Origin of the sequence: Vibrio vulnificus NBRC 15645 = ATCC 27562, assembly GCF_002224265.1 — a bacterium.
Taxonomy (GTDB): domain Bacteria; phylum Pseudomonadota; class Gammaproteobacteria; order Enterobacterales; family Vibrionaceae; genus Vibrio; species Vibrio vulnificus.
The window spans coordinates 811561-831567 of the sequence record NZ_CP012881.1 but is presented as its reverse complement, the minus strand read 5'-3'; the positions used below and the strand labels follow the sequence as shown (position 1 = coordinate 831567).

The window sequence follows — 20007 nt, the reverse complement described above, 5'->3', positions numbered from 1 at the left end:
TTAAAACGTGAAAGGCTTTAAGGACAAATAGTTGAATTCTGGAGATATCATGAGCAACGAAGAAAACAAAATCAACGAAGAAGCGCTTAAACAGCAAGACGCTGCGGAAGTAGAAGTAGAAGCTGTTGGCACTGATGCTGATATCGAATGGAACGAAGAAGCGGATGAATCAGCGGCGAAGATCGCTGAGCTGGAAGCCGCTTTATTGGCCAGCGAAGCGCGTGTGAAAGAGCAGCAAGATTCAGTGCTACGTGCGAAAGCAGAAGTGGAAAACATGCGTCGTCGTACTGAGCAAGAAATTGATAAAGCGCGCAAATATGCGTTGAATCGCTTTGCTGAAGAACTGCTGCCAGTGATTGATAATCTAGAGCGTGCGATTCAAGCTGCTGACGCTGAAAGCGAAGCGGTAAAACCACTGCTAGAAGGCGTTGAATTAACGCATAAAACGTTCGTTGATGTGGTCAGTAAGTTTGGTTTGAAAGAGATCAATCCTGAAGGCCAGCCATTTAACCCAGAATGGCATCAGGCGATGTCGATTCAGGAAAGCCCAGATCACGAGTCAAACACCGTGATGTTCGTGATGCAAAAAGGCTACGAATTGAATGGTCGAGTGATTCGTCCTGCGATGGTTATGGTTGCGAAATAAGCAAACAGATAGACCGATTCAAACACACAGAGCGGCTTTTGCCGCTCTTTTTTATGTCTCCAAAGCCGCCGAGTCTAGCAAACCAACCCTTTGATTTAGTCGATTATTCTTTGCTTTTCCTTTAATTGAAATTTAATTTCTGATTGGAAATTTGTATCATTATTGTAAACAAAAGCTTCATTTTGTAACTCATGTGTGTATTATGTGCGAACTCCGTCTGAAATATAGGCGGTTTTAACTATAAAACCATAAATTACAAACACAACATTCTGGAGTGAAGGATGGATAAATCACTTTCAAGTAAGATTTTTGTAGGCTTGTTTGCTGGTCTACTTATCGGTACTGCTATTCAGTATCTCTTTAGTGGCGTTGCTATCTTTGATACTTATTTACTGGGTGCTGCAGAGGGCGCTGGCGGTATGTTTGTATCACTAATCAAGCTGCTGGTTGTGCCACTTGTGTATGTTTCGATAGTGTGTGGCATTGTTGACCTAAAAGACATTACTGCGTTCGGTCGCCTTGGTGGTAAAACTTTTGCGCTTTACATTATCAATACCATTATTGCGATTGCGGCAGCGCTGACGGTTGGGCTTATCTTCCAGCCAGGGGCGGATGCACATCTTGCGGGTACCATTTCACAAACGGTAAAACTGACCACAACGGAAACGCCGGATATCTTTTCGTTGGTGGTGAACATTGTGCCAAGCAATCCAGTGCAAGCTTTTGCCAATGGTGACATGCTGCAAATCATCTTTATGGCGATTTTGACCGGTTTGGCAATCCAAGCGCTGGATTCTCGTGGTGGCCCTGCTATCCGTACTTTCAAAATGGCCAATGAGATCATGATGAAGCTGGTTGGCCTTGTGATGAGCCTTGCGCCTTACGGTGTGTTTGCTTTGATGATTCAACTTGGGGCGACTTTGGACGCCAACACGCTGATGTCGGTTGCGGGCTATGTCGCGTTAGTTGTGGCCATGCTGGTGTTTTGGATCTTCTTTTTCTACCCAATGGTGGTGGGCATTACAACTGGGATCACTCCCAAAGCATTTTTGCGGGCAACTCGTGAGCAGATTTTGTTCTCACTATCGACCGCGAGCTCGAATGCAACTATCCCTGTGACCATGAGAACCCTGACTGAGAAGCTTAATGTATCAAAGTCTGTGGCTGGTTTTGGTGTGCCGCTGGGCGCGACCATGAACATGTCAGGTGTGTCTATTTACATTGCGTTGGCGACCATGTTTGTGGCAAACGCATTTGGCCAGCCAATTAACACGGCAGACATCTTTACACTGGGTTTGACGATTCTTCTTCTATCGATTGGTGCTGGTGGTGTACCTGGCGGCGGCGTGGTGATGGTGGGTGTATTGCTTCATCAACTAGGCTTGCCACCTGAAGGTCTTGCTATTATTGCCGCGGTAGACCGCATCAACGATATGTTCTGTACTTCATCTAACGTGGTGGGTGATACCGCGGTGAACACCATCGTTGCGAAATCTGAAGGGGAAATTGGTGTGGAAGCGGACGAAGCGCAAACAGAGGCTTCAACCACAGCGAATGCGTAAGCACACTTTTTCTGCTAAACAAAAGCGAAGCCAAGTGGCTTCGCTTCAGACTGCTGACAAAGGTCTAGCTTTCGAGCTAGACCTTTGATCTAATAGGGGTATCGAAATATGGATACTCCGATATGCTTCAAGAACCGACTCCGCAACAATACGAACTGGAAATGGTGACGATGGAACAGTTAGTTCCTAAAAACCATTTAGTGCGCAAAATCGATAATGCTATCGACTTTGAATTCATTCGTGATGAAGTCGCTCATCTTTATTGTAAAGATAATGGGCGTCCACCTGTTGACCCTGTTCGTCTCTTCAAAATCATCTTGCTTGGTTATATCTTTGGTATAAAAAGTGAGCGTCAGCTCGTTAAAGAAATTGAAGTGAATGTCGCTTACCGTTGGTTCTTACGGATGTCATTAACAGAGAAAGTCATCCACGCTTCGACTCTAAGCCAAAACCGCATTCGTCGCTTTAATGGCACGGATGTATTCGAACGTATTTTTATCAATATCGTAGAGCAAGCCATGACGAAAGGCTTGGTCGCGGGTCAAGAGCTCTTTACGGACAGTACTCATCTCAAAGCGAACGCCAACAAGAATAAACACACCAATAAAGTCACGGCGGTTCGCGCGAGTGCCTATCTTGATATGCTGGATGACGACGTCGCGTTAGACCGAGAAAAAGCGGGTAAGAAGCCTCTTAAGGCTCGTGAATCAGAGTCAAAAACAAAGAATACCAAAACCAGCACCACTGACCCAGAGAGTGGCTTCATGACTCGTGATAATAAGCCACAAGGCTTCTTCTACCTCGACCATCGAACCGTTGATGGTCAACATGGAATTATCCTCGATACCTATACCACCGCGGGCAACATCAATGACTCACAGCCTTACGTTCAACGCTTAGATTACACGCTTGCTACATTCCAATTGAACCCGATAGCCGTTGGACTGGATGCGGGCTACTTTACCGCTCCAGTGGCGGAGTCACTTGAACGTCGAGGTATTCTTGGCGTGTTCGGTTATCGACGTCCATCGAGAACGAAAAATGCGTTCAAAAAGAAACACTTTACTTACGATGCGCAAAGAGACTGCTACCAGTGTCCGAATGGTCAGGCGTTGCTTTATAAAACCACGTCACGCGATGCCTACCGAGAATACCACTCAGACCCGAAAGAGTGTGCGTTCTGTCCAATGAGGGATGACTGTACTCAAAGCAAAAACATGAAGAAAGTGATTACTCGGCATATCTATAGCGATGCCGTAGAGAGAGCAAATCAAATGCGGCTTTCTTCCTATGGTAAGAAGACCTATCGACGTCGAAGTGAAACAGTAGAACGGAGCTTTGCAGATGCCAAGCAACATCATGGTCATCGTTATGCTCGCTTCCGAGGTCTAGCCAACGTGCAAATGCAATGTTGGTTGGCAGCGGCAGCCCAAAACATCAAGAAGATAGCGTTGGTGGTGAACTATCTACGAAAAATGGGCTTAAATATGGCAGAAATAAGGCAGATACTTGCTTCTGTATACCCATGTAATGAATGGGAACTTCTGCGCACGATATAACAAAAAAAAATCACGATCGCGACCTACGGTCGCTTCCAAAAAAGAACCCCACTTAAAAAGCGGGGTTCGTCATCAATCTGAAGCGAAGCCAAGTGGCTTCGCTTTTTTGTACTTTGAAATGATGCCCCATCTTTTTCTCACTGATTGCATCAAGCATCAGTGCTGATGTTCTTGTTCCACAGTACCGACCCAAGTGAGTAAGTGAGGAACAAAACCAAGCGGATGTTGAAGGACCTCTTGTTTGACAAGATCGATTTCCAGCAGTTGGTTATTGGCAGGATCGCTCACAATAAGATGACCTGTACGTTTGTCTTCCGTTAACTGAATTTTTTGTCCTTCCGCCAACGCTGATGGCGTTTCCCATAAAGCGATGTTGTGGCTTTGAATGAAATTCGCCGCGGCATTAAACACTTTCAATGTGCCGTTGGAGCTCACCACAACAAATACGTCGTTAGCAGCATAATGAGCTAAAACCCCTTCCTCCGGAGAGGATTTCCAATTGACCTCTTTCAGTTCTCCTTGGGCGAGATAAAAAGCTTGAGCCTGACGAGTGAGAAACAGCAGTTTATCCGCAGCATCAAAACCCACCACAGTACCAAATCGAGATCCTGTGTCTAAACCTGCTGGATTGGCGAGTTTGGTGAATTGCGGGGTGGTACTTGGTGTCTCAACAACGATCACACCATCACTACACGCAAAAGCCACTTGTGTTTTGGATTGCGCACTGCCGTGAAGCGCTGGGCACGCATCGGGTGCGCTGCTTAATTCGTGAAAATGGTCACCGTGCCGCTCAAGAGCCACGACTTTGTTTGGCAAAGCGGGATTGGCCGCATTGTCGACCATGCCGGTAAAAGCATGTTCCCCAAACAGTTGCGTGGTGCCGTGTACGGCATAACTAAAGGTGTAATGAGCTAGGGCTGTGCCATTAGCGATGCTGGCATCATTTAATACTCGGAACTCTGCGTTTTCTCCGCTGTTGCTGTCGCCATCAAAAAAGAGCGCCGCAGCGTCGTCACTAAGGTCGTAATGCGTTGGTTTGATGCCCTGATACTGGGTCGTGAGCAATTGCGGACGCTCTACGTGTAAATGGAAATGATCGCCATGCGCTTCTGCTTCAATGCCGGAATCGAGAATTTCAACTAGGTTTTGAGTGCGTTGCAGGGCCAACGCGTAGCGCCCATCCGGGCTGGTTTTCAGGCCAGATGGCGTATTTTGTAAATTAAACTGTTCCAATGGTGCCCAATTTTGGCCTTCAAGAACATAGAGATTAGTGCTGCCTTGCTCTGTGACGACCAAACGGCTCATGGCGGATGGCGCGTGGTCTGAATCTTGATGATTGTGATGGTCTGCTTTGTTCTCGCCTTCGCTACAGCCACTGAGTGTCAGCATGACGGCCAGTGAGAGTGCGGTGTATGTAACTTTGGTGGTCAACAGGGGTTGCATTTAAAGATGTCCTTTCATTTGAACGATGGAATAAACCTAGCGAATAAACTTAGTAGGTTAGATTGATTTATGAAATGTTATAACATAACATTTATCTCATTCAATAGTTTTGAGACGTATTATCATTAATTAATCGGAGATGGATGTAGTGAGAATCCCAGCAGTAAAAAAGAGTGGGTTGTTTTTGTGTGGCGCCATGCTCATCAGTAGTTCAGCGGTAAAAGCAAATATTGATATTGGCGTAGTCCTGGATGGCAGCTATCAAAATGAATCTCGCCATTGGGGAAGTCGTGATAAGGGATTTTCGCTTGGGCATTCTGAGCTTGTGCTAAGCAGTAACATTGATCATCACTTCAAAGGCCAGCTCGTTACGGTATTGGCGAGCCATGGTGGAGAAACCGAGCTTGAACTCGAAGAGGCCTGGATAGAAACGCTCAGTTTACCGCTGGGATTCAAACTGAAAGCGGGGAGATTGCTCTCTCACATTGGTTACCTAAACAATAAACACATGCATGAAGATGCGTTTATCGAACGCCCAGTTGTTTATCGCGCATTTCTTGGTGGTCACTATTTTGATGATGGCGTTCAAATGAGTTGGTTGGCACCGAGCGATTTTTATCTGCAGACGAGTATCGAAGCGTTTAGCGGAAAGCTTTTGGATGCAGGGTATAGCGATCCGGTGAGTGTTGGCGTGTATACCGCGAACGTGCAAATTGGCGCAGACTTAGGTGTGGAGCACAGTTGGCGCTGGGGAGTGAGCGCGCTTTACAATGCCAATGGTCGTCAGTTTGTTCATTCTGAGTCATCGGATCACAGTGCGCATGACCATCATCATGATCACGCAGGTCATTCGCATGGGCCCGCGATAACAGGGCGTCATTTATATGGTACGGATTTCACTTGGAAATGGGCGCCGGAAGGTAACTATCGTCAAACCAATCTGAGAGCCAGCAGTGAATTTTGGTATTTAGACAATCGATTTGATCCGCAAATGGCGAGTGTTCCGGGAGCGGAACAAGCAGCACAAGGTTGGTATGCCGAAGTCGCCTATCAGTTCCAGCCGAGTTGGACCATGAGTACACGTTATGGGGAAGTGCGAACTGTGGAGGGAGACGTACACGCTCATGGTGATCACTTGCATGGCGAGTTTTCTCGTGGCGATCTGAAAGAGTGGGATGTCGCGCTGGATTGGCATGCTTCCCATTTTGGTCGCATTCGTGGTCAGGTGACCTATGAAGACAACGTTGATGGTGATGAGACCTTATTTAGTCTGCAATACGTGATGTCATTTGGAGCGCACCATGCTCATGCGTTTTAGTGTTTGTTTGTCGCTGTTACTTTTGAGCATGCCGAGCATCGCTGGGCTGAATGTCTTTGTCTGCCAGCCGGACTGGGCCGATTTAGTTCGCCAGCATGCGCCTGATGCCCGGATTTACTCTGCAACCACGGCGATGCAAGACCCGCATTATGTTCAAGCCAGGCCATCACTGATTGCACAAATGCGCCGTGCAGATCTGGTCGTCTGCTCTGGTGCTGAGCTGGAGATTGGTTGGCTACCTGAACTGCAAAGGCAAAGTCGTAACCCGAAAGTACAGAACGGGCAAACGGGGTTGTTGTGGGTCAGTGACTATGTGCAAATGCTGGATAAACATGAGCAGGTTGATCGTGCTATGGGCGATGTCCACGCGCACGGCAACCCTCACGTCCAATTTGCAGTGGCCGATATGCCGGCTGTATCTCGTGCGTTAGCGGACAGGCTTGCGCTTATCGATCCAGACAATCAGTCCCTATATAAAGGAATGGGGGTAAAGTTTCGCCATGCGTGGCAAAAACGTTTGTCCGTTTGGCGCGAGCAAGCAAGACCATTACGAGGTATGCAAGTGGTGGGTTACCACCAGACCTATCGCTATCTTTATGCTTGGTTGGGAATCGAACAAGTGGCGGATCTTGAACCAAAGCCCGGATTACCACCGACGATGGCGCATCTTCAAAAGTTGAATCAACTCGATTTGATCCAAGTGAGTGGTATCGTCTACTCCAGCCATCAACCTGTGGATTCGGCCAACTGGTTGGCCCAGCGAAGCCAGTTGCCGATTGTGCAGTTGGCTCAAAGTGTTGGCGGAAGAGCACAGGCCAGCGATCTGTTTGCGTTGATTGATGACAGTATTGCGCAACTGCTTCAGTTGAGAAGCGCGCCATGAGCACGCACATGTGGCTAATGACGCCGGCGGCCATTGGCTTGCTGGCTTTGGTGAGTAACATCATTTTAGGAAGGCAAGTGTTACGCCGTGGAGTGGTCTTTATTGATTTGGCCATGGCACAAATCTCGGCATTGGCGATGATCATCGTCGAGCTCTATGCAGGTTTTGACGCCAGTTTGCTGAGTAAAGTGCTGGCCTCGTATCTACTGACTTTACCAGTGGCTGGGTTACTAAGTTATTTAGAGCATCGAGCGATGCCGCACTTGGAAGCCATGATTGGCCTGCTGTATGTCATTGCTGCGTGCGTTTCCATCAATGTGGTGAGCGTTCAAGCACATGGTAAAGAGTTGATTGATTCACTGTTGGGTGGGCGTCTGCTATGGACAGACATCACTGATGTTGGTTTGGTGTTTATGGTGACGCTCAGTTTGCTTTGGGTGCAATGGCAGCGTCGTCATTGGTTGGAGGGAGCAAAATTCTATCTGCTGTTCGCTTTGGCAGTTCCGCCTTTGGTGATCAACCTTGGGGTGTATCTTGAATTTGCGGCACTCATTTTGCCCGCCTTGTTTGCCTTGCTCTTTCGATCTTCGCTCTATTGGTGGGCAGCGATAAGCCTGGGTATTGTTGGTGGGAGCGCCGGATTTTTGATGTCATTGTGGGGAGATTACCCGGTCGGGCCCAGTATTGTGCTGGCCATGGCAGCTGTCGGCGCCGTAGGTGTCATAGTTAAGCGAGCGAGTTTACATTTTCAACGCGCAGAGTCTCGTTCTCTCACGTCTTAAATTATCTTTTCATTTGTGCGGAGCGGATATTGGCTCCGCCATCTGATGACTTGAATCCAATAAAAAAATATCACTTTTTTTCATGTTGCCCCTTGAAAAGGTTTTTGACGCCCCTATCTATGAGGCATAAGTGAAACACACAACTTATTTTGGTTTTGTGAGTAAGGGTTGAATCCCCATTGTCGATCCCCATATAGGGGATAAAGCAAAAGAAAATAGAATTTATTTGGAGATAGCCAGATGGGTAAAATCATTGGTATTGACTTAGGTACTACTAACTCTTGTGTTGCTGTACTAGACGGCGACAAACCACGTGTAATCGAAAATGCGGAGGGTGAGCGCACAACTCCTTCAGTTATCGCTTATACCGATGGTGAGACTCTTGTTGGTCAACCTGCAAAACGTCAAGCGGTAACAAACCCAGAAAACACGCTATTTGCAATCAAGCGTTTGATTGGTCGTCGTTTTGAAGATGAAGAAGTTCAACGCGACATCGAAATCATGCCATACAAAATTGTGAAGGCGGATAACGGTGATGCTTGGGTTGAAGCGAAAGGCCAGAAAATGGCTGCTCCTCAGGTTTCTGCTGAAGTTCTTAAGAAAATGAAGAAAACAGCGGAAGACTTCCTAGGTGAACCAGTAACAGGTGCGGTAATCACGGTTCCTGCATACTTCAACGATGCACAACGCCAAGCAACAAAAGATGCTGGCCGTATCGCGGGTCTAGAAGTTAAGCGCATTATCAACGAACCAACAGCAGCGGCGCTAGCATACGGTCTAGACAAGCAAGGTGGTGATCGCACTATCGCGGTATACGACCTAGGTGGTGGTACATTTGATATCTCTATCATCGAAATCGATGAAGTTGAAGGCGAGAAAACCTTCGAAGTACTCGCAACTAACGGTGATACTCACCTTGGTGGTGAAGACTTTGACAACCGTCTAATCAACTACCTAGTAGCCGAATTCAAGAAAGACCAAGGTCTTGATCTGAAGAAAGATCCTCTAGCGATGCAGCGTGTTAAAGAAGCAGCAGAAAAAGCGAAGATCGAACTGTCTTCTACTAACCAGACTGACGTAAACCTGCCATACATCACGGCAGATGCAACCGGTCCTAAGCACATGAACATCAAAGTGACACGTGCGAAGCTAGAATCACTGGTTGAAGACCTAGTTCAACGTTCACTTGAGCCACTAAAAGTTGCGCTTGCGGATGCAGATCTTTCTGTAGGTGACATCACTGACGTTATCCTAGTAGGTGGTCAGACTCGTATGCCTATGGTTCAAGCGAAAGTAACAGAGTTCTTTGGTAAAGAGCCTCGTCGTGACGTAAACCCAGATGAAGCAGTAGCGGTAGGCGCGGCTGTTCAAGGTGGTGTACTTGCGGGTGATGTGAAAGACGTTCTGCTACTAGACGTAACGCCACTGTCTCTAGGTATCGAGACTATGGGTGGTGTAATGACGAAATTGGTTGAGAAGAACACCACTATCCCAACCAAAGCGAACCAAGTGTTCTCAACGGCGGAAGACAACCAGAGTGCGGTAACGATTCACGTGCTACAAGGTGAGCGTAAACAAGCGATGTACAACAAGTCGCTAGGTCAGTTCAACCTTGAAGGTATCAACCCTGCACCACGTGGCATGCCACAGATCGAAGTCATTTTCGACCTTGATGCGGACGGTATCCTACACGTATCTGCGAAAGATAAGCAGACGGGTAAAGAGCAGAAGATCACTATCCAAGCTTCTGGCGGTCTAAGCGACGCTGAGATCGAGAAAATGGTACAAGAAGCAGAAGCAAACAAAGAAGCGGACAAAAAGTTCGAAGAGTTAGCCACTGCTCGTAACCAAGCTGACCAAATCATCCACGGTACACGCAAGCAAGTAGAAGAAGCGGGCGAAGCGCTACCAGCAGATGAGAAGGCGAAGATCGAAGCCGCAATCAGCGAACTTGAAGAAGCTCGTAAAGGCGAAGACAAAGAAGCGATCGAAGCGAAAATCCAAGCGCTAATGGCAGCAGCTCAAAAGTTAATGGAAATCGCTCAGCAACAAGCTCAAGCGCAACAAGGTTCAGCAGATGCTGGTGCTCAGTCTCAAGAAGACGATGTTGTTGATGCTGAGTTTGAAGAAGTGAAAGACGACAAGAAATAATCTTGTTTAACCAGATGGCAATATGCCATCTGGTGTTTAACTTCCTGTTTGCGGGCGTTTGGGGTAACTCTTACGCCCGTAAGTTTGTAAATACCTGTGTACTTATAGATAAAGGACCGCATTGTTTGAGAACGTCGCACCTTTATCTATATCGATACAAACACCAAGCGGAATCAACCGTTTGCAGTAATTAATTGGTGACGAACAATATGTCAAAACGTGATTTTTACGAAGTATTAGGCGTTAGCCGCGATGCCTCAGAGCGAGACATCAAAAAAGCATATAAGCGCTTGGCTATGAAATTTCACCCAGATCGCAATCAGGGTGACGAGTCTGCTGCGGATAAGTTTAAAGAAGTAAAAGAAGCGTACGAAATTCTGACCGATCCACAGAAAAAAGCGGCTTACGATCAATATGGCCATGCTGCATTTGAACAAGGTGGTGGCGGCTTCGGCGGCGGTTTCGGTGGTGGCGGTGGCGCTGACTTTGGCGACATTTTTGGTGACGTTTTTGGCGATATCTTTGGTGGTGGCCGTCGTGGTGGCGGGCATGCACGTCCACAGCGTGGCGCGGATCTGCGCTACAACATGGAACTGTCGCTAGAAGAGGCCGTTCGTGGTGTCTCGAAGGAAATTGAAGTTCCAACATTGGTTCATTGTGATACTTGTGAAGGCTCGGGCGCGAAGAAAGGCACTTCTGCCGAAACTTGTGGCACCTGTCATGGCCATGGTCAGGTTCAGATGCGCCAAGGTTTCTTCGCTGTGCAGCAAACCTGTCCAACCTGTCACGGCAAAGGCAAGATCATCAAAGACCCATGTAATGTGTGTCATGGTCAAGGCCGTAAGCAGAAAACCAAAACGCTCAATGTTAAGATTCCAGCAGGTGTTGATACCGGTGATCGCATTCGTCTCTCTGGTGAAGGGGAAGCGGGCGAGCGCGGCGCTCCAGCCGGTGATTTGTATGTGCAAGTGCACGTAAGAGAGCACCACATCTTTGAACGTGAAGGCAATAACCTTTACTGTGAAGTGCCAGTCAGTTTTGCTATGGCGGCACTGGGTGGCGAAGTGGAAGTTCCGACACTCGATGGCCGTGTGAACTTGAAAGTGCCATCGGAAACACAAACGGGTCGTATGTTCCGTATGCGCGGTAAAGGTGTGAAAGGCGTTCGCGGCGGCGCAATCGGTGATTTGATTGTGAAACTTGTGGTTGAGACGCCAGTTAACTTGAGTTCACGTCAAAAAGAGTTGCTGAAAGAGTTTGAAGAGTCTTGCTGTGGTGAAGCGGCCACCAAGCATAAGCCAAAATCAGAAGGTTTCTTTAATGGTGTGAAGAAGTTCTTTGACGATTTGACCAGCTAGTCATGTGATAAGATCTCCGTACAAAAAGCCCGTTTGCTCATACCAAACGGGCTTTTTGTTTTACTACCAACAAGCCGCTGGTTTCGCTTGGTTGGTTGAGTTGAGCGTCATTTTTTTTATCGTTTCATTGGCTAGGCAAGGATCTTTGCTTTGACCTTTGTCGGTTTTCGCTTCGGCAGAGATAGTATAGGCGGACGTTGCTGAGCTGGCGACTTCAAACTTATATCTGTCTGAGGAAGAGTCGCATATCAGGCAAGTACTGCCGGATAGGATTTGCGTCCATTGATAACCACCATTGTAGCTACGTTCCAACTCCAACTGAATTTTTGCCATATCTGCTTTGGCTACTGTTCTATGCGACTCGATCACATAATTGTTGTAGCTTGGGTAGCTGATGCTCGCCAATACCCCTACGATGACTACGGCGATTAATAATTCGATCAATGTCATACCAGATGAGTGTTTTTTGTAGTGTTTGCAGGGAAAATTTCGAATCATCACGAACACTTCCTCGTTGATTTTCCTCCTATTTTTCTATGGTGCTAGCATTGGTGCAAGTTGAATTGTTGCTTAGCAATAGATTACATAGGAATTTGGGAAATGACTCGCGGCTTCACACTTTTGGAGCTCTTAATTACAGTGGCTGTACTGGCTGTAATTTTAGCTTGGGCAACGCCTAGTTTTACTCATGTCTCTCAAACGGTGCAGATGCAAAGATTGGCTTCAGAACTGAGCGGATTTTTAAATCAAAGTAAATCAGAAGCGGTTGCAAGAAATGCCAAATTATACGTTCACTTTACCAAAGAAAAGTCCGAAGTAGCTGACAAAGGTGAGTGGTCTTTAAAACTAAGCACGTCCGCCAGTGCAGCGGGCGGTACAGTTCTTTATTTATCGGGTTCGTCATATTCAGGTTTATCTACGTATCACAACTATAATCAGAAATTTATCTCTTTTGACCCAATTAGAGGGAGGCCACAGGGAGGAAGTATTGTCTTTTATCCCACATCAGATGTGACCAAGAAACTCTCGATTGTTATTTCCAATCCACCTGGACGAATTCGGGTATGTAGTCTTTCGGGAGCAAAATTATATGATTATCCAACTTGCTCGTAGAAAGCACCAGAGAGGGAGCTCTCTGGTTGAATTAATGATTAGTGCCATGCTGGGTGTAATATTGATTGGGATTGTTGGCTCATTATTCTTGAGCTTACAAAAATCAGCTAAAGATAAAAGCTTGCATTTAAATTTGATGCAAAGTTTAGATATCACTTTGTCTGTCATTAAAGAGGATATTCAGAGAGCAGGTTACGATGGTGGTTTAGGGAGCTCTCTGAAGTTATCGGGGGCAGCTGGGACTGTATCAGTAAGTGGCGCTTCTTCAATTGGTTTTGTTTACTTCAAAGATGGCTCTTTTGAAAATAAAGATTATCGAAACATTAAGTATAGAAGTGATGGAGATCGACTATTGGTGTGTGAAGAGGGGGTTCTCACCTCATCTCAAATAAAGGTTTTATCGGATATTGGTTCCTGCAAAACACTCCTTGATGATGGCATCTTAAAGGTAAATCAGTTTTCAGTGAGTTCTGCAGTTGTGGCAAATACTCAAGCCTCAAGTAAGGTGACAACAATCATCCTTGGATTAAGTACATTGGATGGTTCGTTGAGTGAAACTTCTACGACGGTAGTTAAGCAAAGGAATTGGCAATGAAATCGAAAGCTATTCAATCAGGTTACGCAACATTGTTGGTTACGTCTATTTTGTTGTTGCTTGCGCTAGTCGTTTCCTTAGCATCTTCTCGTGGTTTGTTTTATCAGATAAAAATAGCCCAGAATGAAGTGAAGGCTCGTCAAGCACATTGGAAAGCAGAAGGTGGATTAGAATGCGCCTATTCCATTAATAAAGTTTATCCGAACCAACTTCCTACTGCACAAGATTATTCTCTTTGTACACTGAGCAATGTGGCTTCAAATCAATCTGTTTCAACACCAGAAAACTTTGTAGTCAATTCAACTGCCGATGGTTATTACAGTTTGGAAAAAACATTAAAAAGATATTCTAGAGTAACTGGAGCCATTCAATCTCGATCTGATTTGATGTTAATTGGCTCGTACTCGTTCACTCCTGAGTTTATCGACCCCAATGTATGTGTCTCCGTTCGCTTTAAAACATCAGTAAGACTAAAAGGAGCATTCGTTACAAAAGATCCTGGAAGTAATGTATGCGGCCCCAGTTACAAAACCGACACACAGAAGCTGGACGCATGTATCCCAAATGACGCGAATTGCTCAGGAACTCAATTTGACTATGACATTAAAGTTGTCGGGAACAATACGGATTACATCGGTGATGGCAAGATGTTTGCTCACGACTTTATACATGATGCCACGCTTGACTCATTTGAGTCTTTCTTCGGAAAACCTAAGGATAAGATTGAGAGTGTCAGAGCAGGTTTCAATGTCATACAAGGCACGGTAGGTACCTCTGGTGGTTCATGCCAAGAACGAGTAAGAGATGCGTTTGCTCTAAATAATAAAGTGTGGGTGAAGGGAGACTGTGATCTAGAAGATGGTTCTGAATTAGCCCCTACAAAAATAGGGAGCACACCAAAGGTTTTAGTTGTCGAAAATGGCCTTTTAGCTGTCTCTGGATCCTATGTCTTTAATGGCATGGTTTACCACTTGTTCTCATCTGCTATCGGAGATATGACATCCAAATGGACGAGTGATGTGTCGGTATCGAGCGAATTGGGATTATTGAGTACAGACGAAAAGAAAAAGTTGACTTTCTTTACCAATGGCGCCTTTGCTCCTACTGGGGGGTATGTTTTTGACACAGTAGGGGGCCTTAGTGTGTTTAATAGTGCTGTAGATTTGGATTTTGATGCTAGTGCGATACCAGCTTTAAGTAACAAAGCAACTTGGTTAAAAGGATCATGGAATGATTTTTAAACAGAAAGGATTTAGTCTTTTAGAAGTATTGATTTCTTTTATACTCATTGGGATTGGTGCATTAGGTCTAACTAAGCTTCAAATCTATATTGAAAGAGAAGCGGACTACGCTTCACAAAGTATCCAAGCGTTACGTTTAGCAGAGAATCAATTGGAATTGTTTCGTACACGAGGAGCATCCAGTGCTTCTTCGGGGGGAAATGTAATCGATTTTGACAGTATAGCTGCATCAAGTTCAAGTTCCTCTTTATCTCCAATTTATACGACTTCTTGGGATGTTGTTTCGAATACAGTGTCAAGTTCATTAAAAACAATAGAGATAAAAACTACGTGGACGGATCGGCTAGGTGATTCGCACTCTATTGAGCTTAAAACAATGATCTCCAAATACAGCGAATTTGATATGTGATGAGTTGATATTGAGTGGTTAAATGGTGGAAGGTGCTTCAGTTGTTATCGTGATGTATTTCAATATAGTGTCGTTTTTGTTTCAAAAAAGGGTTTTTGATTGTATTTAATTTGTTGCACATTGATTGTGTTTTTGCAAAATATGTCTCCAAATATGGAAAAACTTTCGGAACCTTGTGCTTTTCTTAAACGGATTTAATAGAATCAAACGTTGAAAAATAGGCTGAAACAATAATTTTAAGAAGCCATTGGCACCAACATCATTGATTATGGAGTTACCATGAGTAACCAAGCTGTAAATCAAGCGCCATCGCCGAAGCCGAGCGGCATGGATCGTTTTTTGAACTTCATTGAAAGGGTAGGGAACAAGATCCCAGATCCTGCGATTTTGTTCTTCTGGGCACTAGTGATTACTTGGGCTGCGTCTGCACTTTTGTCAAACGTTTCGTTTGATCTTATCAACCCTCGAACTGGCGACGCTCTTGCAATCAAAAACCTTCTGACTGGTGAATCATTAGCCAGTTTCCTTGCAAACATGGTGACTACGTTTACTGGCTTTGCACCTCTAGGGATCGTGTTAGTGGCGATGCTTGGTGTCGGTGTTGCGGACTCTTCAGGCTTTATTACCACAGGCCTTAAGAAGATGCTGAATTTCACGCCAGCTAAGCTTCTGACTCCAATGCTGATTTTGGTTGCGATCGTATCGCACACCGCAGCGGATGCAGGCTACGTACTGGTTATTCCTCTAGGTGGTATCATTTTCCATGCGGCAGGTCGTCACCCTCTTGCGGGTATCGCGGCTGCGTTTGCGGGTGTATCAGGTGGCTTCTCTGCCAACTTTATCCCTTCAGGTATCGACCCTCTATTGGCTGGCTTTACACAAACGGCAGCTCAGGTTCTGGATCCTGCGTACGTGGTTAACCCACTAGCAAACATCTTCTTTACTGGCCTTTCTTCAGTCATCATTGTTGCTATTGGCTGGTACGTAACAGAGAAAATCATCGAGCCTCGTCTTGCGAGCACACCGATTGATGACGATGCGGAAAAAGCACCAGATCTTGGTTCATTCACCGAGTTAGAATCGAAAGCGTTCCGTTACGCTGGTTGGGCGATGATGGCAGGTATTGCGCTGCTTATCGCTGCTATCTGGCCTGAAAACTCAGCGCTGCGTTCACCAAATGGTGAAATTACGGCGTTCTCTGCTCCGATCATGAAGTCAATTGTTCCATTGATCTTCATCCTGTTTATCATCCCTGGTTATGTCTACGGTCGTGTGTCTGGCACGTTCAAATCTAGTAATGACATCATCAAAGCGATGGCAACAACGATGTCGACGATGGGCGCATACATTGTGATGTCGTTCTTCTGTGCACAGTTCTTGTCGGCATTTGCTCAGTCAAACATCGGTACCATGTTGGCACTCTACGGCGCTGAAGGCCTGAAAGCGATGAACCTGCCAGGTGAGGCGACGATTGTTGGTATGATTCTGTTGACTGCGTCAGTGAATCTACTTATCGGTTCAGCATCGGCTAAGTGGGCATTGATTGGTCCTATCCTAGTTCCAATGCTAATGGCTGTGGGTATTTCTCCTGAGCTTTCTCAAGCGGCTTACCGTGTGGGTGACTCTGTATCCAACATCATTTCACCGTTGATGGTGTTCTTCCCACTTGTTGTTGTTTACTGCCAACGTTACGTGAAATCAACCGGTATCGGTACGCTTGCATCATTGATGATGCCGTTCTCTATTGCGATGCTGATTGGTTGGACGGTCTTCTTGCTTGCTTACTGGGCAGTGGGTATTCCGTTGGGTGTTCAAGCACCATACACCTACACAATGTAATAGCATTGGATAAGAAAAAGCCTGCATCAGCAGGCTTTTTGCGTTATGTACTAAGATGTTGCCAGTGAAAGGCGAGATGATCCGCAATAAAGCTTTGGATGAAGAAATAGCTGTGATCGTACCCCGGCTGCAGGCGAATTTGAGTATGTGCAGGAGCGTTTTGTAACGCTTGTTGCAGCGTCTCAATTTGCAGTTGTTCTTCTAAGAAGGGGTCGGCAGCACCTTGATCGACCAGCAACGGACGTGTAAGACAATGCTTTTTGAGCAGTTCAACGGCATCGTATTGTGCCCATTGTTCAGTCTCTTCCCCTAAATAATGGCGAAAGGCTTTTTGCCCCCAAGGTGCCTTAGTGGGGTGACAAATTGGACTGAATGCGGAAATAGAACAATAGCGCTCTGGATTGCGAATCCCAATCGTCAGAGCGCCGTGTCCTCCCATACTGTGTCCTGCAATGGCCCTTTTTTCCGTGACAGGAAAATTAGCTTCAATCAACTGAGGCAGCTCACTCACGATGTAGTCGTACATCTGATAATGCTTTTTCCACGGCGCTTGAGTGGCATTGAGGTAAAATCCAGCCCCAAGACCAAGGTCATAGTGCCCATCGGGATCGTCGGCGACTCCTTCACCTCTGGGGCTGGTATCGGGTGCAACAATGGCCATACCTAGCTCTGCCGCTTTTTCAAATGCCGCCGCTTTTTGCATAAAGTTTTCGTCGCTACAGGTGAGGCCGGATAACCAATACAGGACGGGTACTTTGTGATGGTTGGTGGCTTGGGGAGGCAAAAAAATCGCAAATCGCATCTCGCAATTCAGCGTGCTTGAGTGATGTTGGTACTGCTTGTGCCAACCTTGGAAAACTTTTGATTGGCTAAGGTGGGTCAAAACCATGCTTGCTCCTTTGGCGAGCCGAAGCTCGCCAATGTTAATAGTGGAGGGGTTATTCGAAGTGAACCACTGAGCGAATGCTCTCTCCGGAGTGCATCAGTTCAAAGGCGTCGTTGATCCCTTCCAGTGGCATTGTATGCGTGATGAATTCTTGTAAACCAAATTCACCAGCAAGGTATTGCTCCACAATCGCAGGCAGTTGAGAGCGACCTTTCACGCCGCCAAAAGCGCTACCACGCCAAACTCGACCTGTGACCAGTTGGAAAGGGCGTGTTGAGATTTCTTGCCCTGCTCCTGCGACCCCGATGATGACAGATTCCCCCCAGCCTTTATGGCAGCATTCGAGCGCTTGGCGCATGACGTTGACATTACCGATGCATTCGAAAGAAAAATCCACGCCGCCGTCAGTCATCTCGATGATTACCTCTTGGATCGGCTGAGCATGTTCTTTAGGGTTAATGCAATCTGTGGCACCCAGCTGCTTGGCTAATTCAAATTTTCTATCGTTGATATCAACAGCAATAATGCGACTCGCACCAGCCATACGCGCACCAATAATCGCTGACAAGCCAATCCCACCTAAACCGAAGATCGCAACCGTATCCCCTTGCTTCACTTTCGCTGTATTGATTACCGCGCCCATCCCAGTCGTAACACCACAGCCAAGTAAGCAGATCTCTTCCAGCGGTGCTTCTATATTTACTTTTGCTAGTGAGATTTCAGGTAACACGGTGTACTCCGAAAAAGTTGAGCAGCCCATATAGTGGAAGATAGGCTTGCCATCTTTATAAAAGCGCGTCGTGCCATCAGGCATTAAGCCTTTACCTTGTGTTTCTCGCACGGCTTGGCACAAGTTGGTTTTACCAGACAGACAGAATTTACATTGACCACACTCTGCGGTGTAAAGGGGAATGACGTGATCACCGACTGAGACGCTGGTTACCCCTTCGCCAACCATTTCAACAATACCGCCACCTTCATGACCTAAAATCGCTGGAAAAACCCCTTCTGGATCATCTCCTGACAGCGTAAAAGCATCCGTGTGACAGACCCCAGTCGCGACGATGCGAACAAGGACTTCGCCTTTTCTGGGCAGCATGACATCGACTTCTTCGATGCTCAGTGGTTGTTTTGGCCCCCAAGCTACAGCGGCGCGAGATTTGATGAATTTATCTTGAGTCATGGAGAGGCTCCTTTAAGCGTCTAACTAAGCGGCGGCGTATAGGCACACCGAACCAAGAATTTCAGTATAGTCATTCCAAATTGTTTTATAATCCTGTCAAATTGAGAATGACTTTTACACATGAGTAATAATGAATGTGAGGGAGAAGTGTGATGGCCAATATTCATTGGGAAGGTGTGAATGAGTTTGTTGCGGTGGCTGAAAGCGGTAGCTTCACTCAGGCCGCTACGCGCTTAGAAACATCGGTCGCAAATGTGAGCCGCCGAGTCGGACAGCTGGAAGAGCGACTCGGTGTGAAACTGTTGCTGCGCTCAACAAGAAAAGTGTCACTCACCGAGGCTGGGCAGATCTACGTTCAGCATTGTCGTAGCATACTGGAAGGGCTGCATCAAGCGGAGCTAGCAGTGACACAAATGCAGCAGATTCCACAAGGGAAACTAAGAATTACCGCCCCGGTCACTTATGGTGAACAAAAGATTGCGCCGTTGCTGAATGACTTTCTGATTCGTTACCCTAAAATCGATTTGGAGTTAGTACTCACCAACCAAAAGCTCGACTTGATTGAGCAGGGTGTGGATATCGCGGTTCGGCTGGGCCAGCTTGAAGATTCTAGTTCCATGGCGCGTCGACTGAGCGATCGTCATCTGCATGTTTGTGCAACGCCGGAATATTTTGAACAGCATGGCATGCCTCATACGTTATCGGATTTGTCGTCACACAACTGCCTGGTCGGTACCCATGATCATTGGCGTTTCAAAGAGAGTCATCAAGGTCGCTCCATTAAGGTGAATGGGCGTATTCGTTGCTCTAGTGGTGTTGTGTTATTGGATGCTGCTCTGAAAGGGATTGGTTTGGTTCAATTACCGGATTACTACGTTGATGAGCACTTGCGCGCAGGGCGACTTATCGAAGTGCTGGCGCATTTTCGTGATGATCGTGAAGGGGTTTGGGCGCTGTATCCACACAATCGACATTTATCGCCGAAAGTTCGTTTGCTGGTGGATCATCTGGCACAACATTTATCTGCAGCCGCATAACC

General features: G+C 46.4%; 18 protein-coding genes. 14 read left to right on the top strand and 4 right to left on the bottom strand.

Annotation, left to right across the window (positions count from 1 at the left end; translation table 11 throughout):
- The first annotated feature begins 49 nt into the window (after positions 1-49).
- The 3 genes from grpE to AOT11_RS03770 all read left to right on the top strand — a co-directional run bounded on the left by grpE (position 50) and on the right by AOT11_RS03770 (position 3767).
- Positions 50-646, top strand: a complete 597-nt coding sequence (gene grpE, locus AOT11_RS03780; protein WP_017420013.1) for a nucleotide exchange factor GrpE — start codon at positions 50-52, stop codon at positions 644-646.
- Positions 647-927: 281 nt separating this feature from the next.
- The gene (locus AOT11_RS03775; protein WP_017420014.1) at positions 928-2208 is read left to right on the top strand and encodes a dicarboxylate/amino acid:cation symporter; all 1281 of its coding nucleotides are present in this window, start codon (positions 928-930) and stop codon (positions 2206-2208) included.
- 122 nt (positions 2209-2330) lie between these two features.
- Positions 2331-3767: an IS1182 family transposase gene (locus tag AOT11_RS03770; protein ID WP_017428762.1), complete on the top strand. Its 1437-nt coding sequence runs from the start codon at positions 2331-2333 to the stop codon at positions 3765-3767.
- 156 nt (positions 3768-3923) lie between these two features.
- Here the strand turns inward: AOT11_RS03770 and AOT11_RS03765 are convergent, their stop codons facing one another.
- Positions 3924-5210 carry a DEAD/DEAH box helicase family protein gene (locus AOT11_RS03765; protein WP_017420825.1) on the bottom strand — a complete coding sequence of 429 codons (1287 nt, stop codon included), beginning with the start codon at positions 5208-5210 and terminating at the stop codon, positions 3924-3926.
- A gap of 139 nt (positions 5211-5349) precedes the next feature.
- Between AOT11_RS03765 and AOT11_RS03760 the strand changes: the two genes are divergently transcribed.
- The 5 genes from AOT11_RS03760 (at position 5350) to dnaJ (ending at position 11702) form a co-directional block, all read left to right on the top strand.
- A complete protein-coding gene (locus tag AOT11_RS03760) occupies positions 5350-6528 on the top strand; it encodes a hypothetical protein (RefSeq protein ID WP_017420826.1) in 1179 nt (392 codons plus the stop codon).
- Positions 6512-7411, top strand: coding sequence for a metal ABC transporter solute-binding protein, Zn/Mn family (locus tag AOT11_RS03755; RefSeq protein ID WP_017420827.1), 900 nt, complete (start codon positions 6512-6514; stop codon positions 7409-7411). The genes AOT11_RS03760 and AOT11_RS03755 overlap by 17 nt, the downstream gene beginning before the upstream one ends.
- Positions 7408-8193, top strand: a complete 786-nt coding sequence (locus AOT11_RS03750; protein ID WP_017420828.1) for a metal ABC transporter permease — start codon at positions 7408-7410, stop codon at positions 8191-8193. The genes AOT11_RS03755 and AOT11_RS03750 overlap by 4 nt, the downstream gene beginning before the upstream one ends.
- Before the next feature lie 240 nt (positions 8194-8433).
- Positions 8434-10344, top strand: a complete 1911-nt coding sequence (gene dnaK, locus AOT11_RS03745) for a molecular chaperone DnaK (RefSeq protein ID WP_017420829.1) — start codon at positions 8434-8436, stop codon at positions 10342-10344.
- Between the two features lie 209 nt (positions 10345-10553).
- Positions 10554-11702, top strand: a complete 1149-nt coding sequence (gene dnaJ, locus AOT11_RS03740) for a molecular chaperone DnaJ (RefSeq protein ID WP_017789254.1) — start codon at positions 10554-10556, stop codon at positions 11700-11702.
- Positions 11703-11765: 63 nt separating this feature from the next.
- Here the strand turns inward: dnaJ and AOT11_RS03735 are convergent, their stop codons facing one another.
- On the bottom strand, positions 11766-12200 hold the full coding sequence (locus tag AOT11_RS03735; protein WP_172840608.1) for a type IV pilin protein: 435 nt from the start codon (positions 12198-12200) through the stop codon (positions 11766-11768).
- 102 nt (positions 12201-12302) lie between these two features.
- Here AOT11_RS03735 and AOT11_RS03730 point away from each other — a divergent pair, with 102 nt between their 5' ends.
- The 5 genes from AOT11_RS03730 (at position 12303) to AOT11_RS03710 (ending at position 16899) form a co-directional block, all read left to right on the top strand.
- Positions 12303-12815 (top strand): GspH/FimT family pseudopilin, encoded by a 513-nt coding sequence (locus AOT11_RS03730; RefSeq protein ID WP_026050419.1) that lies wholly within the window; start codon positions 12303-12305, stop codon positions 12813-12815.
- Positions 12793-13410, top strand: a complete 618-nt coding sequence (locus tag AOT11_RS03725) for a PilW family protein (protein WP_026050420.1) — start codon at positions 12793-12795, stop codon at positions 13408-13410. Before AOT11_RS03730 ends, AOT11_RS03725 begins: the two co-directional genes overlap by 23 nt.
- A complete protein-coding gene (locus AOT11_RS03720; RefSeq protein ID WP_017420832.1) occupies positions 13407-14651 on the top strand; it encodes a hypothetical protein in 1245 nt (414 codons plus the stop codon). The genes AOT11_RS03725 and AOT11_RS03720 overlap by 4 nt, the downstream gene beginning before the upstream one ends.
- Positions 14641-15060, top strand: a complete 420-nt coding sequence (locus AOT11_RS03715) for a type IV pilus modification PilV family protein (RefSeq protein WP_017420833.1) — start codon at positions 14641-14643, stop codon at positions 15058-15060. The genes AOT11_RS03720 and AOT11_RS03715 overlap by 11 nt, the downstream gene beginning before the upstream one ends.
- A 279-nt stretch (positions 15061-15339) precedes the next feature.
- A complete protein-coding gene (locus AOT11_RS03710; RefSeq protein ID WP_017420834.1) occupies positions 15340-16899 on the top strand; it encodes an AbgT family transporter in 1560 nt (519 codons plus the stop codon).
- A gap of 43 nt (positions 16900-16942) precedes the next feature.
- Here the strand turns inward: AOT11_RS03710 and fghA are convergent, their stop codons facing one another.
- A complete protein-coding gene (gene fghA / locus AOT11_RS03705; protein ID WP_017420835.1) occupies positions 16943-17788 on the bottom strand; it encodes an S-formylglutathione hydrolase in 846 nt (281 codons plus the stop codon).
- A gap of 49 nt (positions 17789-17837) precedes the next feature.
- A complete protein-coding gene (locus AOT11_RS03700) occupies positions 17838-18968 on the bottom strand; it encodes an S-(hydroxymethyl)glutathione dehydrogenase/class III alcohol dehydrogenase (protein WP_017420836.1) in 1131 nt (376 codons plus the stop codon).
- A gap of 152 nt (positions 18969-19120) precedes the next feature.
- Here AOT11_RS03700 and AOT11_RS03695 point away from each other — a divergent pair, with 152 nt between their 5' ends.
- Positions 19121-20005: a LysR family transcriptional regulator gene (locus tag AOT11_RS03695; protein WP_026050421.1), complete on the top strand. Its 885-nt coding sequence runs from the start codon at positions 19121-19123 to the stop codon at positions 20003-20005.
- The last annotated feature ends 2 nt before the right edge of the window (positions 20006-20007 follow it).

Coding starts and splice junctions, on each gene's coding strand:
- AOT11_RS03735 (WP_172840608.1), bottom strand. CDS start 12,200: ATGATTCGAAATTTTCCCTGCAAACACTACAAAAAACACTCATCTGGT.
- AOT11_RS03725 (WP_026050420.1), top strand. CDS start 12,793: ATGATTATCCAACTTGCTCGTAGAAAGCACCAGAGAGGGAGCTCTCTG.
- AOT11_RS03695 (WP_026050421.1), top strand. CDS start 19,121: ATGGCCAATATTCATTGGGAAGGTGTGAATGAGTTTGTTGCGGTGGCT.
- AOT11_RS03750 (WP_017420828.1), top strand. CDS start 7,408: ATGAGCACGCACATGTGGCTAATGACGCCGGCGGCCATTGGCTTGCTG.
- AOT11_RS03730 (WP_026050419.1), top strand. CDS start 12,303: ATGACTCGCGGCTTCACACTTTTGGAGCTCTTAATTACAGTGGCTGTA.
- grpE (WP_017420013.1), top strand. CDS start 50: ATGAGCAACGAAGAAAACAAAATCAACGAAGAAGCGCTTAAACAGCAA.
- AOT11_RS03720 (WP_017420832.1), top strand. CDS start 13,407: ATGAAATCGAAAGCTATTCAATCAGGTTACGCAACATTGTTGGTTACG.
- AOT11_RS03765 (WP_017420825.1), bottom strand. CDS start 5,210: ATGCAACCCCTGTTGACCACCAAAGTTACATACACCGCACTCTCACTG.
- fghA (WP_017420835.1), bottom strand. CDS start 17,788: ATGGTTTTGACCCACCTTAGCCAATCAAAAGTTTTCCAAGGTTGGCAC.
- AOT11_RS03775 (WP_017420014.1), top strand. CDS start 928: ATGGATAAATCACTTTCAAGTAAGATTTTTGTAGGCTTGTTTGCTGGT.
- AOT11_RS03770 (WP_017428762.1), top strand. CDS start 2,331: ATGCTTCAAGAACCGACTCCGCAACAATACGAACTGGAAATGGTGACG.
- AOT11_RS03715 (WP_017420833.1), top strand. CDS start 14,641: ATGATTTTTAAACAGAAAGGATTTAGTCTTTTAGAAGTATTGATTTCT.
- AOT11_RS03755 (WP_017420827.1), top strand. CDS start 6,512: ATGCTCATGCGTTTTAGTGTTTGTTTGTCGCTGTTACTTTTGAGCATG.
- AOT11_RS03760 (WP_017420826.1), top strand. CDS start 5,350: ATGGATGTAGTGAGAATCCCAGCAGTAAAAAAGAGTGGGTTGTTTTTG.
- dnaJ (WP_017789254.1), top strand. CDS start 10,554: ATGTCAAAACGTGATTTTTACGAAGTATTAGGCGTTAGCCGCGATGCC.
- AOT11_RS03710 (WP_017420834.1), top strand. CDS start 15,340: ATGAGTAACCAAGCTGTAAATCAAGCGCCATCGCCGAAGCCGAGCGGC.
- dnaK (WP_017420829.1), top strand. CDS start 8,434: ATGGGTAAAATCATTGGTATTGACTTAGGTACTACTAACTCTTGTGTT.
- AOT11_RS03700 (WP_017420836.1), bottom strand. CDS start 18,968: ATGACTCAAGATAAATTCATCAAATCTCGCGCCGCTGTAGCTTGGGGG.